15 protein-coding genes are annotated in these 17,306 nt (G+C 49.3%); 10 read left to right on the top strand and 5 right to left on the bottom strand.

All coding sequences use genetic code 11. The features are described from left to right. The 10 genes from ACLIKD_RS01790 to ACLIKD_RS01745 all read left to right on the top strand — a co-directional run bounded on the left by ACLIKD_RS01790 (position 1) and on the right by ACLIKD_RS01745 (position 10,912). Positions 1-1,482 carry a CHAD domain-containing protein gene (locus tag ACLIKD_RS01790; protein WP_428826926.1) on the top strand — a complete coding sequence of 494 codons (1,482 nt, stop codon included), beginning with the start codon at positions 1-3 and terminating at the stop codon, positions 1,480-1,482. 155 nt (positions 1,483-1,637) lie between these two features. Continuing rightward, positions 1,638-2,753 carry a GDP-mannose 4,6-dehydratase gene (gmd, locus tag ACLIKD_RS01785; RefSeq protein ID WP_428826925.1) on the top strand — a complete coding sequence of 372 codons (1,116 nt, stop codon included), beginning with the start codon at positions 1,638-1,640 and terminating at the stop codon, positions 2,751-2,753. A gap of 14 nt (positions 2,754-2,767) precedes the next feature. Beyond that, positions 2,768-3,769: a GDP-L-fucose synthase family protein gene (locus ACLIKD_RS01780; RefSeq protein ID WP_428826924.1), complete on the top strand. Its 1,002-nt coding sequence runs from the start codon at positions 2,768-2,770 to the stop codon at positions 3,767-3,769. Next, positions 3,766-4,605: an ABC transporter permease gene (locus ACLIKD_RS01775; RefSeq protein WP_428826923.1), complete on the top strand. Its 840-nt coding sequence runs from the start codon at positions 3,766-3,768 to the stop codon at positions 4,603-4,605. The genes ACLIKD_RS01780 and ACLIKD_RS01775 overlap by 4 nt, the downstream gene beginning before the upstream one ends. A 15-nt stretch (positions 4,606-4,620) precedes the next feature. Further along, positions 4,621-5,901 carry an ABC transporter ATP-binding protein gene (locus ACLIKD_RS01770; RefSeq protein WP_428826922.1) on the top strand — a complete coding sequence of 427 codons (1,281 nt, stop codon included), beginning with the start codon at positions 4,621-4,623 and terminating at the stop codon, positions 5,899-5,901. Then, on the top strand, positions 5,901-6,905 hold the full coding sequence (locus tag ACLIKD_RS01765; protein ID WP_428826921.1) for an FkbM family methyltransferase: 1,005 nt from the start codon (positions 5,901-5,903) through the stop codon (positions 6,903-6,905). Before ACLIKD_RS01770 ends, ACLIKD_RS01765 begins: the two co-directional genes overlap by 1 nt. Before the next feature lie 6 nt (positions 6,906-6,911). After that, positions 6,912-8,105 (top strand): glycosyltransferase family 9 protein, encoded by a 1,194-nt coding sequence (locus ACLIKD_RS01760; protein ID WP_428826920.1) that lies wholly within the window; start codon positions 6,912-6,914, stop codon positions 8,103-8,105. Positions 8,106-8,132: 27 nt separating this feature from the next. Next, positions 8,133-9,026 (top strand): hypothetical protein, encoded by an 894-nt coding sequence (locus tag ACLIKD_RS01755; RefSeq protein WP_428826919.1) that lies wholly within the window; start codon positions 8,133-8,135, stop codon positions 9,024-9,026. An 82-nt stretch (positions 9,027-9,108) separates the two neighbouring features. Further along, positions 9,109-9,885, top strand: coding sequence for a glycosyltransferase (locus ACLIKD_RS01750; protein WP_428826918.1), 777 nt, complete (start codon positions 9,109-9,111; stop codon positions 9,883-9,885). A gap of 40 nt (positions 9,886-9,925) precedes the next feature. Further along, on the top strand, positions 9,926-10,912 hold the full coding sequence (locus ACLIKD_RS01745) for a glycosyltransferase family 4 protein (protein ID WP_428828369.1): 987 nt from the start codon (positions 9,926-9,928) through the stop codon (positions 10,910-10,912). Here ACLIKD_RS01745 and ACLIKD_RS01740 read toward each other — a convergent pair. From ACLIKD_RS01740 to ACLIKD_RS01720, 5 genes are all read right to left on the bottom strand, one after another. Further along, on the bottom strand, positions 10,895-12,067 hold the full coding sequence (locus ACLIKD_RS01740; RefSeq protein ID WP_428826917.1) for a glycosyltransferase: 1,173 nt from the start codon (positions 12,065-12,067) through the stop codon (positions 10,895-10,897). The two genes, ACLIKD_RS01745 and ACLIKD_RS01740, sit on opposite strands and share 18 nt — an antisense overlap. A 62-nt stretch (positions 12,068-12,129) precedes the next feature. Beyond that, on the bottom strand, positions 12,130-12,978 hold the full coding sequence (locus tag ACLIKD_RS01735) for a glycosyltransferase family 2 protein (RefSeq protein WP_428828368.1): 849 nt from the start codon (positions 12,976-12,978) through the stop codon (positions 12,130-12,132). Between the two features lie 24 nt (positions 12,979-13,002). Continuing rightward, positions 13,003-15,006 carry a hypothetical protein gene (locus ACLIKD_RS01730; protein WP_428826916.1) on the bottom strand — a complete coding sequence of 668 codons (2,004 nt, stop codon included), beginning with the start codon at positions 15,004-15,006 and terminating at the stop codon, positions 13,003-13,005. A 6-nt stretch (positions 15,007-15,012) separates the two neighbouring features. Next, positions 15,013-15,450, bottom strand: a complete 438-nt coding sequence (locus tag ACLIKD_RS01725; RefSeq protein WP_428826915.1) for a pilin — start codon at positions 15,448-15,450, stop codon at positions 15,013-15,015. Between the two features lie 271 nt (positions 15,451-15,721). Continuing rightward, positions 15,722-17,305 (bottom strand): GAF and HD-GYP domain-containing protein, encoded by a 1,584-nt coding sequence (locus tag ACLIKD_RS01720; protein ID WP_428826914.1) that lies wholly within the window; start codon positions 17,303-17,305, stop codon positions 15,722-15,724. Between the last annotated feature and the right edge of the window lies 1 nt (position 17,306).

The raw sequence follows: 17,306 nt of genomic DNA, 5'->3' as shown, positions 1-17,306 counted from the left end.
ATGAGCATCGAAATCGAGTTAAAGCTGCAACTCACAGCGAAGACCGCCAAGAAGCTGGCAAGCCACCCGCTACTAGCCGGCATCAAGCCACAAAAACAGCATCTGTTGAATACCTATTTCGACACGCCGAAGCTCGACCTGCAGGCCAAACGCATCGCGGTCCGTTTCCGCAAGAAAGGCTGGCAGTGGCTGCTCACCGTCAAATCCGCCGAACCGGCGAGCGGCGGCCTGGCCATGCGCAGCGAGTGGGAAGCTCAGGCCACGCCGGGTGTTTTCGACTTCAGCCATGTCGACGCCGATGATCTGCGCCAATTCCTCGAACAATCGACCGGCGACCTCGAACCGATCTTCACCACCGACTTCCGGCGACAGATCTGGAACGTCCCGTTTGGCGAATCCCTGATCGAATTGGCGGTTGATCGCGGCAATATCGAAAGCCGGGGTAACAGCACGCCGATCTGCGAAATCGAGCTTGAGCTGCTCTCCGGCAAGGTCGACGACATCTTCGGCCTGACCCGCAAACTGCAGGAACAACTCGACCTCCACCCGGCCATCGCCAGCAAGGCCGAACGCGGCTACAACCTGTACAACAAGGTGCCGCCCAGCCCGTTCAAGGCCAAAGCGGCAACCATCAACGGGCAAATGACACCGGTCGAAGCCTTCCGCAGCATCGCCCTCGGCTGCCTCGAACACTTCCAGCGCAATGAAAATGGCCTGCTTGCAGGAGGCGAAGCCGAATTCATCCACCAAGCCCGCGTTGCTTTGCGACGACTGCGTTCGGCGATCAAACTCTTCGCCCCCGTCCTGCCGCCGGAATTTGTCACGACCTACGGCCAGACCTGGCAGACGCTGGCCAGTGCGCTCGGCGATGCCCGCAACTGGGACGTCTTTCTCGAAGAAACCCTGCCGCCCATCCAGGCTGCCTTCCCCGATAACCGCGACATCAAACGCCTGCGCAACGAAGCCCGCCAGCGCGCCAAAAGCGCCCGCCGCTCGATCATCCGGCTGCTCGCCGTCAGCGAATATCCCCGCCTGCTGGTCGAATTCACATCGGCGATCTACGCCCTCACCGACACCTTGCCGATGCCGCTCAAGGAATTTGCCACCGAACGCATCGCCAGCCACGCCCGGCGCGCCAGAAAACTCGCCGCCCGACACGCGACACTCAGCCCGGAAGAACGCCATCGCATGCGGATCAGCTTCAAGAAGCTGCGCTACACCCTGGAATTTTTCGCCCCACTGCTACCCAGCAAGCGCCTCCCGTCTTATCTTGCCGCACTGTCGCAATTACAGGATGAACTCGGGCTAATCAACGACCACGTGACTGCCGAAGCACTGATCAATGACGTGCTCGCGAAACGCCCTATTGGACCAATTCATGGCTGGATATCGGGACGACACGAATTGTTGGTCAAAGAATTACCGGAGGCGCTAGAAATATGGCTGACCACAGGCCAATTGAAAATCCGGCGCAATAGCTGAACAAAACCAGCTCAAACCCATCAAAAAACATTGCCACAAACACCGCAGCCCTTATATCCACAACTGTCCAATTCAAATTACGCGCGACCACACGGATCGGCAATACTCATTCGAAGTGATATCGTCCCCAATTCAAATAGCACTTACATGAACATATGACAAAAGTTGCACTGATTACCGGCATTACAGGTCAAGACGGCGCCTATCTGGCAGATTTTCTTCTGAGGAAGGGATATGTCGTCCATGGAATCAAGAGGCGCTCTTCCCTTTTCAATACCGATCGGATAGATCATCTCTATCAGGATCCCCATGTCAGCAACCGCAATTTCATCCTGCACTATGGCGACCTTACCGATGCTAGCAACCTGATCCGCATCATCCAGCAGGTACAACCGGACGAAATCTACAACTTGGCTGCCCAAAGCCATGTCGCGGTCAGTTTCGAGACCCCCGAATACACCGCCAATGCCGACGGGCTTGGCACCCTGCGCATTCTGGAAGCCATCCGCATTCTAGGCTTGGAGAAAAAAACCCGCTTTTATCAGGCATCCACATCCGAACTCTACGGTCTTGTTCAAGAAACGCCGCAAAAGGAAACCACCCCGTTCTATCCACGTAGCCCCTACGCTGTCGCCAAGCTCTATGCTTACTGGATCACCGTCAACTATCGCGAAGCCTACGGGATTTATGCCTGTAACGGCATTCTGTTCAACCACGAAAGTCCGATTCGCGGCGAAACCTTTGTTACCCGCAAGATTACCCGCGCCCTTTCGCGCATTGCAGTCGGCCTGCAGGACTGCCTCTATCTTGGCAACCTCTCTGCACTGAGAGATTGGGGGCACGCTCGTGATTACGTCGAAATGCAATGGCTGATGTTGCAACAGGAACAACCGGATGACTTTGTCATCGCAACCGGTGTGCAGGTCAGCGTACGTCAATTTGTCGAACAGGCCGCGATGGAACTTGGCATCACCCTCCGGTTCAATGGACAGAATGAATCAGAAATTGGTGTCGTCGACCACGTTGAGGGCAACACGGCGCGTTGCAAGCCGGGCGATGTTGTAGTTCGCGTCGATCCACGCTATTACCGCCCAACGGAAGTCGAAACACTCCTTGGTGACCCGAGTAAAGCCAAGGAAAAACTAGGTTGGACACCGAAAATCGGCCTGGCCGAATTGGTCAGCGAAATGGTCGCCGCCGACCTTGCCGAAGCGAAACGCGACGCCCTCGTCCGTTCCGCTGGTTTCCAGACCTTTGACCATCACGAATAACACAACCGAAACCGATGAATCCAGACACCAGAATCTTCGTCGCAGGCCACCGAGGGATGGTGGGATCTGCCATTGTTCGCGCCTTGCAGACCAAGGGATACCACAACCTACTCACCCGGTCTCATGCCGAACTCGACCTGACTGATCAGTCCGCCGTCCGAGCTTTTTTTCAGGGCGAAAAGATCGATCAGGTTTACCTGGCTGCAGCCAGAGTTGGCGGCATCCATGCCAACAACACCTATCCGGCAGAATTCATCTACCAGAATCTGATGATCCAGACCAACGTGATTCATGAGGCCTGGAAAGGCGGGGTTAAGAAGCTGCTTTTTCTCGGTTCCAGTTGTATCTACCCACGCGACAGCCCGCAACCGATCAAAGAAGAGTATCTGCTCACCGGCCCGCTCGAACCCACCAACGAACCCTACGCTATCGCCAAAATCGCTGGCATCAAAATGTGTGAGGACTATAACCGGCAGTACGGCACAGACTACCGCTGTGTCATGCCGTGCAACCTTTATGGTCCGGGTGACAATTACCACCAAATAAATAGCCATGTCATACCAGCTCTAATCCGTCGATTTCACGAAGCTAAGATTGCTGGAATCAAGAACGTAAAAATTTGGGGAACAGGAACTCCTTTGCGCCAATTTCTCTATGTCAACGATCTGGCGTCTGCATGCCTAGATTTAATGAAAATCGAAAGAAACTTTTTTTTCCCCCGGAGCAGTTCAGCGATCAGCCACATCAATATAGGAACAGGGGAAGAGGTCAGCATAGACCGCCTCGCTCACCTTATTCGAACATGCGTCGGCTATATGGGAAATTTTGAATTCGACCCATCAATGCCCAATGGAACACCACAGAAGATGCTAGACAGTTCTAGGCTCAAGGCATTGAGTTTCAACTGGTGCCCTATTGACCTTCAGACCGGGCTGACATTGGCCTATAACGATTTCCTTAACAATCAAAAATTTCAGAAGGAACCTGTGACGTACGACCAGCACACATCAAAATGAATTTCGGCTCCGACGAAAACATCTTGGTCATCGCACCCGGTCTCACGGAACGTCATTACTGGCGTGATCTTTGGCGTTACCGGGAATTGTTTTACGTTCTTGCATTGCGAGACATATCCGTCCGTTATAAGCAAACCATCATTGGCGTTCTTTGGGCCTTGTTGCGGCCGCTTCTCACCATGTTGGTTTTTACACTGGTGTTCAGTCGCATTGCCAAGCTGCCAGCGGAAGGCTCCGCCCCATACGCAATAATGGTCTTTGCCGGGCTTCTCCCCTGGCAGTTCTTCTCTACATCTCTTGCGGAGTCTTCAAACAGCCTGATCGACAACAGCAACCTTATCAGCAAGATCTATTTTCCTCGCCTGATCGTTCCGACTGCCTCAGTCGTGGTTTCGTTTGCCGATTTCCTGATCAGCTTCATCATTCTGTTGGGCCTGATGATCTGGTATCAATTCCTTCCAAGCTGGCGCATTCTTTCCCTTCCCCTTTTTATTGCCTTGGCGTTTCTTGCCAGCTTGGGCCCGGGTTTATGGATTGCCTCCTTGAACGTCAAGTATCGTGACTTTCGTTACGTTATCCCCTTTATTGTGCAGTTAGGTCTATACGTATCTCCTGTTGGGTTTAGTTCCTCTCTAGTACCAGAACAATGGAGACTGCTGTACAGCATGAATCCTATGGTTGGCGTTATTGATGGCTTCCGCTGGGCAATTCTAGGCGGACAATCTCTCATTTATTGGGAGGGAATGCTATTGAGCTGCGCTGTGACTGCTATCTTTCTCTGGCTTGGAATTCGTCATTTCCGCCGGATGGAAAAAAGCTTTGCAGACTTAATCTAAAGTGGGAATCCCAACTTGACTACGATTGCAATTTCGGTCGAAGGTCTCTCCAAGCGCTATCTGCTTGGGCACCAAAATACACGTGTCGAACGCTACACCGTGCTTCGCGATGTCATTGCCCATAGCGCAATCAACCTTGGTCGAAAAACAATCGACATGTTGCGTGGCAGGCCAATTGTGGAAGGTGATCAAGTTGAGGAGTTCTGGGCCTTAAAGGATATTTCATTCGACATCAGGCATGGGGACAGAGTCGGCATCATTGGTCAGAACGGAGCAGGTAAGTCCACCTTGTTAAAGATTCTAAGCAGGGTAACTGAGCCCACGAATGGCCAAATCAAGTTAGGTGGCAAAGTCGCCAGTCTTCTGGAGGTTGGAACAGGATTTCACCCCGAGCTAACCGGCCGGGAGAATATCTTTCTGAATGGTGCAATATTGGGCATGACGCGCACCGATATTCGCCGAAAATTCGATGAGATCGTCGCCTTCGCGGAAACAGAAAAATTTTTAGACACCCCTGTCAAAAGATATAGCAGCGGAATGTATGTTCGTCTCGCATTCGCAGTTGCGGCGCATCTTGAACCAGAAATTCTTGTAGTGGACGAAGTACTGGCTGTTGGCGATGCAGCATTCCAAAAAAAATGTCTTGGCAAGATGGAGCAAGTGGGTTCGGAAGGTAGGACGGTCTTGTTTGTGAGCCACAATATGGCCGCAATTACTAACTTATGCTCTCGCGCCATTCTACTATCTAATGGAGAACTAAAAAATATAGGGCGGGCATCCGATGTCATTGACGATTATTTGAAAATAAACTTCGGCAACTCAGAATTCGAAGCTAACTGGGATTTCGATAAAGCCCCCGGTGACAAGACATTGAAATTAATTAGAATATCAGTCAAACAGAGCGAATCGGGCTCGCGGCTCTTTGATTCAATGAGCATCAAGATCAAAATCGAGCTAAAATCAAAAAATAATATACAAAACTTCGCAATAGGTTGCATTATATCTAACTCACAAGGAATGCCTGTATTGCATACGCAAAGTAATTTAGGCAGCGAAGCCTTATCGATTGATGAAGGCATCAATTTATTCACATTTGACATACCTCCATATTTACTGCGCTCAGGAAAATATTTCGTATCAATTGGCGCAGCCATCCCAAACATTCACAACTACTTCATGGAACAGGATGTAATTTCTTTTCGCATTGAGACCCTCAATTCGGCAGTAATCCGCCAAGCGGATGATACTTGGAAGGGTTTTTTCAACCCTCAAGTTGGGCACTGGCAAAAGATATAATGGCAGGAAATATTAATTTCACTAATTACCTAAAACACTATTACCGCCGTAACCCCCTTCTTATTACCATTATGCTCCGCCTGGAAAAAATCTCTAAAAAAATCGCTCATGTATTACGGCGGGGTGCAACTAATCTCATGAGAATATTTAATTCATTTCAAAAAACAAAGAACGTTGATCAGTTGCATGCCTATTCAAAATTTTCTATTTCATTACCCGCTGGACACCCATTACCAATAAATCAACGGCAACATAAGTTATATGATCGTTTTCTTCCTCATCTAGCCAAACATCTAAACAATGCAGACCTTGTAGTTGACGTTGGCGCCAACGTTGGAGACACCGCTGCTAGTATGCTGGATGCCAACCCAGAACTAGAGTTCATATGCATCGAGCCAGACGATATATTTTTCAGTTATCTAAACAAAAATGCCAAGACAATTCGAAATAATATCAGCAACTCTAAGATAGACACACTAAAACAACTTGTTGGCAAGAACATTACCAATGTTAAGCTAGTTGGAGCTATAGGAAGCAGACACTCTGTGGAAATATCCGGTAAAGGTCTTAAATCAATCCAACTGGACACAATTTTGGCTGGTTATTTAAAAAAACCCCGGCTAATAAAATGCGATGTAGATGGCTTTGACTGGGATGTTTTGGAGTCTGCCAGCAACACACTGCAAACAGGTTCTACAATTATCTTCTTCGAGTGCGAGTACACGCAATTATCGCAAGCAGCCAGATTTAAGAAAATAATTTCCTCCATGAGCGATTATGGATATCACCATTGGCGGATATTCGATAATTTCGGAAATTTCTTGCTTAAAACGGATGACACTCACCAAATATTTTCTCTCATGAATTACGTTTGGCGGCAGAATTTTGGTGGTTCATCAAGAACCATTTGGTACTTCGATCTATTGGCATGCAAGATCGATGAAGAAGCCTTTCTTGAGGCTGTTGTTGACAAATACTGCCAACAGGTCGATCGACTGAGATAAAACTCTATGTCGGACAAAAAATCCGCACCTATTGGAGTCTCATCTCTTCATACGTGTGTCCGCCATCTTCGCAGCCATATATGGGAGATACAGGACTTTTTAGCTAGAGTAGCCTGTTCTCAACCAGATGAAGAAACTGTCCTTGTTGTTCGTGTAGATAATATCGGCGACTTTATACTTTGGCTTGGAGCAGCAGAGCACCTAAAAAGACACTTTGCCCAAAAACGTCTGACTTTAGCGGCTAACCAAGTATTTGCCGAACTCGCGGAAAAATGTGGTTATTTTGAGAAAGTTATTCCCATTGATATTCAGCGCCTTGACCATGATCGCCTGTATCGATTTCGCACTCTCAGACAAGTTCGTCAAGTTCATGCTTCCATCGCGATTCAGTCAACATATTCTCGTGTATTTAGTACCGGTGATGCATTAATTCGAGCCAGTGGCGCTCCCCAGAGAATCGGTTCGGCAAGCGATCTTAGCAATATCAGTGCGTCACAGCGCAACATCTCTGATCGTTGGTATACCCGTCTTGTTCCGGCGGAAAGCCATCGGATGACGGAGATTGAACGTCACTGCGAATTTCTGCATGGCCTTGGGGTAGAAAACGTTACGCCCGCACTTACTCAACTTGGACCAGTTGCCGTATTCCCATCATGGTTCCGAACCACTCCTAGGTATTTGGTGATTTTCCCTGGTGCATCTTCCACAGCAAAGATATGGCCCGCCAGTTCATACGGTGCGATAGCGCGCGCAATCCATAAGGCATATGGCTGGCGTCTCATAGTATGTGGCGCCACTACGGATTACAACCTAGCGGTACAAGTAATTGAGCACTCCAAGGTAGAGGGCGCGCTTAACCTTTGCGGCAAAACATCTTTGCCCGAACTTGTTGAAATTATCCGTGGAGCTAGTTTGCTAATTGGTAATGATACCTCTGCGGCACATATTGCACCGGCTGTCGGAACACCTTCAGTCTGCTTGCTCGGCGGAGGCCACTTCGGCCGCTTCATGCCCTATCCACCAACCATTGCAGGCCATAAGCCAATCGCCGTGTATCATGAAATGCCTTGCTTTAACTGCAACTGGCAATGTCATTTACCTCATGCTATTGATGCACCAGTGCCGTGCATCTCCATGATTCACGTAGACAGTGTTCTTCAGGCGGCACACCAAGCGATTGAAGACACATCTAATAATTAAACTTAAAGCGATTATCGAAAATTAACAATGCAAAAACCAATTATATTAACGTCAATCCCGCCAAATATTAAACGCACAGAAAAAAATGGGGCAGTTCTTGACTTGGGGTATATGCAGGCATGCATCGACTCATGGATTGAAGCAGGGTTCACCCCTATTTCTGTTAATTCTCGAAGAGAGTTTAGCACCCCTCCAAAACATATCAATGGCATTGATTATGTATTGGTTGATCGAGATGCATATCCTTTTGTCGGTAAACCTCTCGTTTATATTCAGGACGTAATCCGGATTGGCGCAGAACGATCAAACGGCCCCATTGTAATGACTAACGCAGACATTCTCCTGCGTATATCGCCAAAAATTCTAGCATCGCTAACAAAACTCCAACCAGGCCAGTTTATCGCTGAACGACGTTTAGACATTTTTTCTTTGGACTGCACAAACGGCAAAGAATTTTCTCAGGGGTACGATTTTTTTGCATTTCACTCGACAGACATCTCAACATATTCAGACGAAGGATTCGTATTCGGCGTACCTTGGTGGGATCATTATTTACCACTAAAAATGCTGCTTTCCGGGCTCGAAAAGATTAATATCTTAGAGCCATTTGTCTACCATCTTCAACACGACGAAAGATGGGAGCCAGATTTGTGGCGGATGTACGGTGGCATATTCACAAGAATAATCGCCCGCGATATTAAAGACGCCGAGCATGAAAAACCAACAAAAAAAATTGACTATCTGCATGAATTCAAAACAATTCTCGAAAAACAAAATTTTCCATTTCGAAAAATTTCAAATATTGCAAATCGGTTTTTCATATTCAAAAACCTACTACATGACGCAAAGCTCGCCGAAATTGCGCGCCTGAATATTCGATTTATTGAAGCTGAACCACATACCACCCAGCCTCCCTTCTGAAAATTTTTCTTTGATGTGCAACCAGCGATATTTTCCTGCGGCAATTTAGACAGCTCAAATATCCTCTGAGACACAGGCACCAATGTTTAATCACCAGCGCCTATTGGATTCGCCGACGATTTCAATCATCACTGTCACGTTCAATGCCAGACAGGAACTCCCAGGTCTAATTAATAGTCTGCGCGCGCAGTTGAATCGCAATTTCGAGTGGATTGTGGTTGATGGCGCATCCACCGACGCAACCATCGACTTGCTCAAATCATCCAGCGACATAGTCAGCACTTGGATATCAGAGCCTGATTTCGGCATTTATGATGCGTTGAACAAGGCAATTCGTTTAAGTACTGGAGAATACTACCTAGTGCTTGGTGCTGATGACCGCCTCTTCCCGGACGCCATAGCTCAATATAGGCGTCACGCGTCTATCTCGGGAGCTGCGCTTGTTACTGCAAGTATTTTTCAGGATGGCCGCGTTAGTACGGGAAAACTGGGACGCAGTTGGTGGAATGGCATGTTTGCATATATCAGCGGCCACTCCGTGGGCACACTGATTCGGCGGTCACTGCATGATCAATTCGGGTATTACTCGCAGCGTTTCCCGGTAGCTGCAGACATGTATTTCATCAAAACTGTATGCATGTCGCCAAATGTCCGTATCCATCGTGCTGATTTCGTTGCCGGTGATCATGGAAAACAAGGCGTATCCAGTATTGATAAGGCGGCCACATTCTGTGACTGTTTTCGGATTCAGCTTGAGACCGAGCGATGGAAACTTTTACAGATATTCCTATTCATGGCCAAGTTGGCCTTGCGGTCCAAAGCCCTAATTCGGGCTGCGACCGAGCACAAAGCGAGATAGACGGGTGTCTGTTATCCCCTCCAACAAAGTGCGATCGGTAATGCCAAAAGGTAACGGTGCATTCATTGTTCATGCCGAACTTTCCGATATCTTGCCCGATTACGAACTCCTTAGCTGCAGCCCTTACCTCGCCTCCATCCCCGGGCTGCCCCACCCCGCACTCCGCCAATGGCTTTCAAGGGCTGCCGTCGTTCATCTACCACCTGGCATTGGCCATATCCCTCTACTAGGGAGACCATTGAGGATTCAGACATTCCACAGTTTCGATGTCGATCCCGCCAACATGAAGGAAGCCTCCTTTGCACAACGCGTGTATTACCGCCATGTATTGCAGCCCGCCATTCTCGCTGCATGCTCGTCGGCAGACAGAATCGTTGCAGTCAGCCGCTTTGTTGCCGACAACATACGCCGACACAAGTTAGCGGACAGCAAGATAGTGGAAGTGATTTACAATGGTGTTGACACATGTCGTTTTCACCCCCTCGAATCGCAAAATCAGGATCGGCCACTACGAATCCTTTTTGTAGGCAACCCCACTCGCCGCAAAGGTTTCCATCTACTTGCCGGATTGGCTGAGCAGTTACCGGGAACTGTAGAATTGGCCTTTACATCAGGACTACGAAACGAGCGGGTAAAATCCATTCACAACCGCCTCATATCGCTTGGCCACGTCCCTTATTCAGAAATGCATCATCTCTACCAGCAGGCCGACATACTACTCTTTCCAGCTTATCGGGAAGGTTTTGGGCTATGCGTTGCCGAGGCCATGGCTTGTGGTTTACCCGTAGTTTCTTCAAATTGTTCTGCCATTCCCGAACTTATCGACAATGAGCGTGGAGGATTTCTCGTTCAAGCTGGTGATTTTTCTGCAATACTTCAAAAAATTCGGCAATTATTGGGTGATGCTCCACTGCGAAGGGCTATGGGCGCGTGGAATCGAGAGCGAGCAGTAAGAGACTTCGACCGGACAAGAATGGCAATGGAATATCGTTCACTGTTTGACTCGGTATCAAATCACACTCGGTGAGCTTAATCCGCGCAGCTTTTCAGCATAAAGCTGTGTAACTCTAGTCCATCCAAGGCGAACTTCAAGGCGCTTTCGAATTTCCAATATGCGTTGAGTGGCTGCCTCGCAATCAAGCAAAACTGCAACCACCTTCTCTGCAAGAGCGCTAGAGTTGCGAGGAGCAGCGCGCATTTCGAGTTCAGTATCTAGAAAAATATCCGCCATGGCCGGTATATCTCCTACAACCACCGGACAGGCACAAGCAATTGCCTCGACAGTCACGAGGCCAAGACCCTCGTTGCCAATAAAAGGCGCAACAAATACTGACGCACGTCTATAGAAATCGGGCAGTTTTTCTTGAGGCAAAGAACCGAGAAACTGAACACAATTTAGTCCCATACTGGCTACCAGAGTCCTCAAAGCCTGCAACTCTGGGCCATCGCCAATCACCACAAGATTAACTTGCTGGACTTGCCTGCGTATGATCGGCATCGCCTCTATAAGATATTTCAGTCCTTTCGACTCAACTAGTCGACCTACGAACAGAATTTCTCCGGGAACTCTGAGCATGAGTGGCGTTAGCGAAAATCGACTGGCAAAATCAACCCCCATGGGGATAACGCTTATTCGTTCAGGACAGCCTCCGAACTTGATTACTTCTGCCACCATGGGGTAGCTCACAACAGTAGTCGTGGCCGCCTTGCCTAACACCCAGCGCTTAAGCATGGCAAATAGCTTCCCACGCAGGCAAAATAGATCGCTTCCATGGGAGGTCAAAAGAAAAGGTGGCACATTTTTTATTAGGGTACCCAGCACAGCAAGCGCCACTCCCTGAGGAATGATCCAGTGGGCATGAATACAATTTGGCTGGATGCGCCTTAAACATCGAAAAGTTTGATACATCATGCCAATGAAGAACGATGGTACTAGAACCCACTTCCACGGCCTTTGTCGCAAATTGGAAAGGATACCTCCACCCTGTACCAAAGTTTCAATAGGTTTTGGTGCATAACAAAAACGATGAACGGCAACTCCATCCATCACTTCAAATTCAGCAGCTCCAGGAGCGCGTGGACAAACCACATGGATCTCAAACTCATGCGCTAGGCGACGATTCAATTCATGCACGAATCCGGGCTCATGATCCCCCGGCCATCTCGGGTAGGTTGATGCCAAGACAAGAACTCGTATCCGCGCGTTCCTAGAGCTTGGTCTATTCCCCATCTGCCTAGCCCCCATTATTCTCGCCCGGAGGTATCCTTATACATCAAGGCAGTAATTTGCTCGGAAACCAATCCAATCATGAAGATTGTGACCGCTGCGCTCAAGAGGAATACGGTCATGCTGGAAATCCGATGCTGAGTACTGAAAGTATACGCATAGTAACCAAGCCCAAGAAGAGCCTGAAATAGTGCTATGGGTATAAAAAGTTTCAGCGGTGAGTAAAGCGAACCTATCTTGAATATGATCAGCAAAAACCGCATACCATCTTTGAATATCCGAAGATGGCTTTTCCCGATTCGCTTGGGAGTATGGATAGGAACATAAGCTACTCCAAATCCAGCCCTAAAAAAACTCATGGTTATCGTTGTTGGGTACGAAAAACCATTTGGTAGCAAGTAAAGAAATTGACGAAATTTCTCCGTCTTTACCGCGCGAAAACCAGAGGTCAAATCCTCAACATTCTGCCCCACCATCCAACTAGCTAATTTATTATAAAACCCATTGGCCAAACTACGATGGATCCCCGCTTGAGAATCACGACCCCGTGCACCAACAACCATATCATAGCCCCGAACCAATTTTTCCAGCAGGCGAGGGATATCTGCCACTTGATGCTGACCATCTGCATCCATGAACAACAATACCGCCCCCTGGGCAATACGTGCCCCGGTTTTTATCGCAGCGCCGTTTCCCATGCTATAGGGATGCGATACAACTTTTACGTTGCATCCCTCACAAACCGCAATAGTATTGTCGGTTGAACCGTCATCAACAATGATAATTTCGGCATCCGGTAACAGCTTTTTCAACTCTGGTAATAAAACACGGAGTGCGGCCGATTCATTTTTTGCAGGAAGGATCACGGACAAATTGTTTACCACCGCTTGTCATCCCTTTCGTTGCGTGGCGCGAAGACGAATAATTGACTTCTCTCGGTCATCTAGGGTCATTGTGTAAAGTCTTCTTTGATCCGTTTTTCGGGTCAGGTCAATTCTAGCCTGAGCTTCAACAAGCTTATTCATATTGATCAACATTGTGATCAACGTTATCTGATTATCGACGTCATATATATTCGCGTCCGCAGCCTTCATGGCTTCGCGCATGGCAGCTTCGACATCCCCTTTCACAGCAAACAGAAAGTTACTCCACGAAAACAGCACCTGAATTTTGGCTCGACTGTGTAACGTTGGGTTTTTTAGGGCCGCCAAAATTAAATGTTCCATAGACACCGCAGTTACATTGCATTTTTGAGCAGAAACACACTTTTCGAGAGCGGCAATCGAATTACCAGTACTTGGCGCAAACGGATAATGTTCTATACGCCCGGCCAATGCATTTATCCACTCATCTTCTATTGGCAAGGCATTTCTTGCATGCAGTTCAATCAGTCCAAATAGTCCTAGAGTGTCGGCCGGAGAAAGCTCAGCCGCCTTTGCATAATGGGTATATGCCCGCTGATAGAAATCCTCCGCCTCAACCGTGCTTGAGGATGGCATTACTGCATAAAAAGCCGCTATGGATATGTTTGCTCGGATAGAGGCAGGATGATGTTCGACCTCTCTAAGCCTCATCTCGACAGGGTCACCCCACTGTATAGCGCGAAGCGCAGTCACTCCAGCCAACATCAGGACAAAAAGTCCAACAACAATCCGACGAATAAAAATACTTTCTGGATGCATCAACGGGCAAAGCAGATAGTACAAAAAAGCAAACAGCAACCCGTACATTGGCAAATAATTGCGATGCTCATGCACCAATTCCAGCGCAATCACCGTCGATTCAATACTGTGCCCGATTAGAAAAAACAACACACCAAAAGCTGCTATTGGATATCGCCGTATAGATAACAAAGCGGCGACCCCGAGCACAAACATACCGACCACTGCCGCCAAGGTACTGAGCGGATCCAGCAAGCTTTTCGATATCGGAATGTCGTCATGGTACATACCCAATTGAGAGATATCTGGGACCGCGATCAACTGAATATAAAACCAAACAACCCTGGCTTCGGTCATCAAGCGTTCGGCAAGACTGAAGTCTCGAATAAAATAGCCAACGGTGATCCACTCCGGCATCCAAAGCGTCAGCACCAGCAGCGTAATCATTGGCAACAGAACGGAAACAGAAAACAAGGCCAAAATTAGCCATTTAGCCTTCAGGGTAGTCGTAATAAAACGAAAAAATACGACCTCCACCAACATCAGGAACACTGGAAGCAAAGCACCGTTTTCCTTGCATAGCATTGCAAGCGGCGTAAACAATACAAACGGACTTAATATCCACAACCACGCCACCTTGCCCTCAAGCATGCGCGTTCGGCCATACACATACGAGATCAATCCAAGCAGGGTAAATAATGCTGAAAGACTAGTCATCCGTTGGACAACAAACAGCACACCCGTCAAATTTAACGGATGCAGCAGCCACGCTGCACATATGACAAGGCTGGTCCAATCGGCAGCACTCTGCGAATAATCGGGCAAAGCCTGACGGCGGTGCACTAACAACAATAAGCGGCTCAAGAAAAATATACATGCACCATTGACCAAGTGGATGCATACATTGGTCAATTTGAACACAAATGGATTCAGGCCGTTGGAATAATAATTCAGTGCAAAACTGAGCATGCTCAGGGGGCGCCCCAAGATGCCAGCCTCGCTCGATGCCATTGCCTGCTTAATCGAGAGAACATCTAGTGTTTGAATCCGCAAATGAGAATTCTGAACAATGTTGATTATGTCATCGAACAGGAAATAGCCTGTCACCCCAGGCAGATAGATTCCCCCTCCTAATACAAAAACCACCCCGATAAGTAAACCGAATATTTTTTTTTGCATAACGCCCAATAGAAAAGGGGGCTGCGAAGAGCCCCCTTTGTCAATGCTACTCAACCGAAATTACTTCTTCGGCAGATACTTCGTCGGGACACTGCCAGCGATAGAGGCGGTCGTCATACCAGCGGCATTATCGCATTTAAGATTATAAATAATGTCTTGGTTGGCCGAAATAGAACTACCGATTGCTTTCATCACAATCGTGACGGTACCATCAGTGGCACTTGATCCAGCAGCAGTTACACTAGTCACATACTGACCGGTGATTGAACCAGCCGTTGCAAGCCCCAGAAAAGTGTTGCTAGCGGAGGCAAATTTGCCTTCGCTACAGGCAACGCCCATTGCGGTCATGGCCGGGCTGGCCAGACTTGGGCCTTCCGACACCTTGGCCTTGACAGTGTAATCCTGGTAAGCCGGCAGCGCGACGGCTGCCAGAATGCCGATAATCGCCACGACGATCATCAATTCGATCAGGGTAAAACCTTGTTGAATACGTTTCATGAAAATCTCCTTTATGGGAAAGGCGGGGAAAAACCGCTGACAACATTGGAGCATCTAGCGTGCCAGCCGAACCATGGCACGATGCCCGGCGGGAAGCAAGGCCAGTTTTGTTCTATATCAGGTAGATAGCCGCCCCCTTGGCGCATCGCTTGGCAGGCCTGTTTACCGAACGCGGCCCATGTGCCGAAAACCGGCACTCCATGCCCCGCGAATTGTCATATCAAGCGCTACCTGGCCATAAGCAGATCACCGAATACGCTTCGCCCGGCGCTCAGCAATCGATCTGCGACACCGCCATGAAGCCTTCCGCATATTTTCGGAACACGCCGCCATGTACAAAGACCTCATGCAAAGCCGGGTCAATGTGGCAGTTATTGCACATGTTTTCCAGAATACCCAGCGCCTCGGACAGCTTGATCCCTTCCTTGTACGGCCTATCTTTGGCGGTCAGTGCCTCGAAAATATCGGCAATGCCCATCATCCTGGCCTGCCAGCTCATCTGGTCGCGCTTGAGGCCTTTCGGGTAGCCTGTGCCATCCATCCGCTCGTGATGGCCGCCGGCGTATTCCGGGACATTTTTCAGATGCTTCGGCCAGGGTAGCTGTTCCAGCATCCGGATCGTGGCAACGATGTGGTGGTTGATGATTTCGCGTTCCGACTGGGTCAGGGTGCCGCTGCGAATGGTCAGGTTTTCAAGTTCGTCGTCGGTCAGGAAAGCAACTTCATCGCCGTCGACATTACGCCAGCGATAACCCGCGCCAATGCTTTTGACACGCGCGATATCTTCATCGCTCATATTTTCGCTGCCAATGTTCGCCTGACGCAGAACGCTGCGGTCGACATCGCATTGGAGGCAAAAACCACGATAGATTGCTTCGGCTTCAACGGCATCCTTGCCTTCTGCAATGCTCCGCCATTTGCGCATCTCGGCATCGCGTTTGATCACCTCGAAGCGCGTGTCGATCAGATTGATGCGGTCGTAAATCGTCTGCAGCTTGGTTGCCTTGTCGACGACATGCACCGGCGTCGTCACCTTGCCACAATCGTGCAACAAGGCGGCGATGCGCAGTTCATAGCGCTCGCTGTCGGTCAGTTTGAAATCGGCAAGTGGGCCTTCCGACGTAGCCTCGGCCGCCTCGGCCAGCATCATCGTCAGTTCCGGGACGCGCTGGCAATGGCCGCCGGTGTAAGGCGACTTTTCGTCGATCGCCAGATTGATCAGCTTGATGAAGGCTTCAAACAGGGTTTCGAGCTGCTGCACAAGTTGGCGGTTGGTCAAGGCGATGGCCGCCTGCGAGGCGAGCGACTCGGCCAGGCGCTGGTCGGCCTGAGAGAATTCAACAACGCGCCGTTGCGGGTCGAGGGCGTTGATCAGCTGCAGGACACCGATGATTTCGCCTTCATGGTTTTTCATCGGCACCGTCAGGAACGACTGCGATCGATAGCCGGTGCGCTCGTCGAATTTGCGCGTCCCGGAAAAATCGAATCCGTCCGCCGTATAGGCGTCGGCGATGTTCACCGTCCGGCCGGTAATGGCGGCATAGGCGGCCACCATGCTGTCATTCGGCGTACCATCGCCGCGGTAAAGAGCGAGATCGGGAAAGTTGCCGGAAGTCGGCTGGTCGCTTGAGCCACCGAAGGCGATGCCCAACGAATTCGTCCGGACAATCTCGAAATGCAGGTGCTGCCGGTCTTCGGAAAGCAGATACAGCGTGCCGCCGTCGGCCCGGGTAATGGACTTGGCGGCGAGCAGTATTTTTTCCAGCAGCAGATTCAGATTACGCTCGCTGGAGAGCGAAGCGCCGATTTCATTAAGTTGCTCCAGGCGGAGAAAGAGGTCGTCGAGCGTTTCCATG

The organism is Azonexus sp. IMCC34842 (assembly GCF_050368855.1).
Lineage (GTDB): Bacteria > Pseudomonadota > Gammaproteobacteria > Burkholderiales > Rhodocyclaceae > Azonexus > Azonexus denitrificans_A.
Note: the sequence above shows the minus strand (reverse complement) of the source record. Positions and strands in the feature narration are given on the sequence as shown.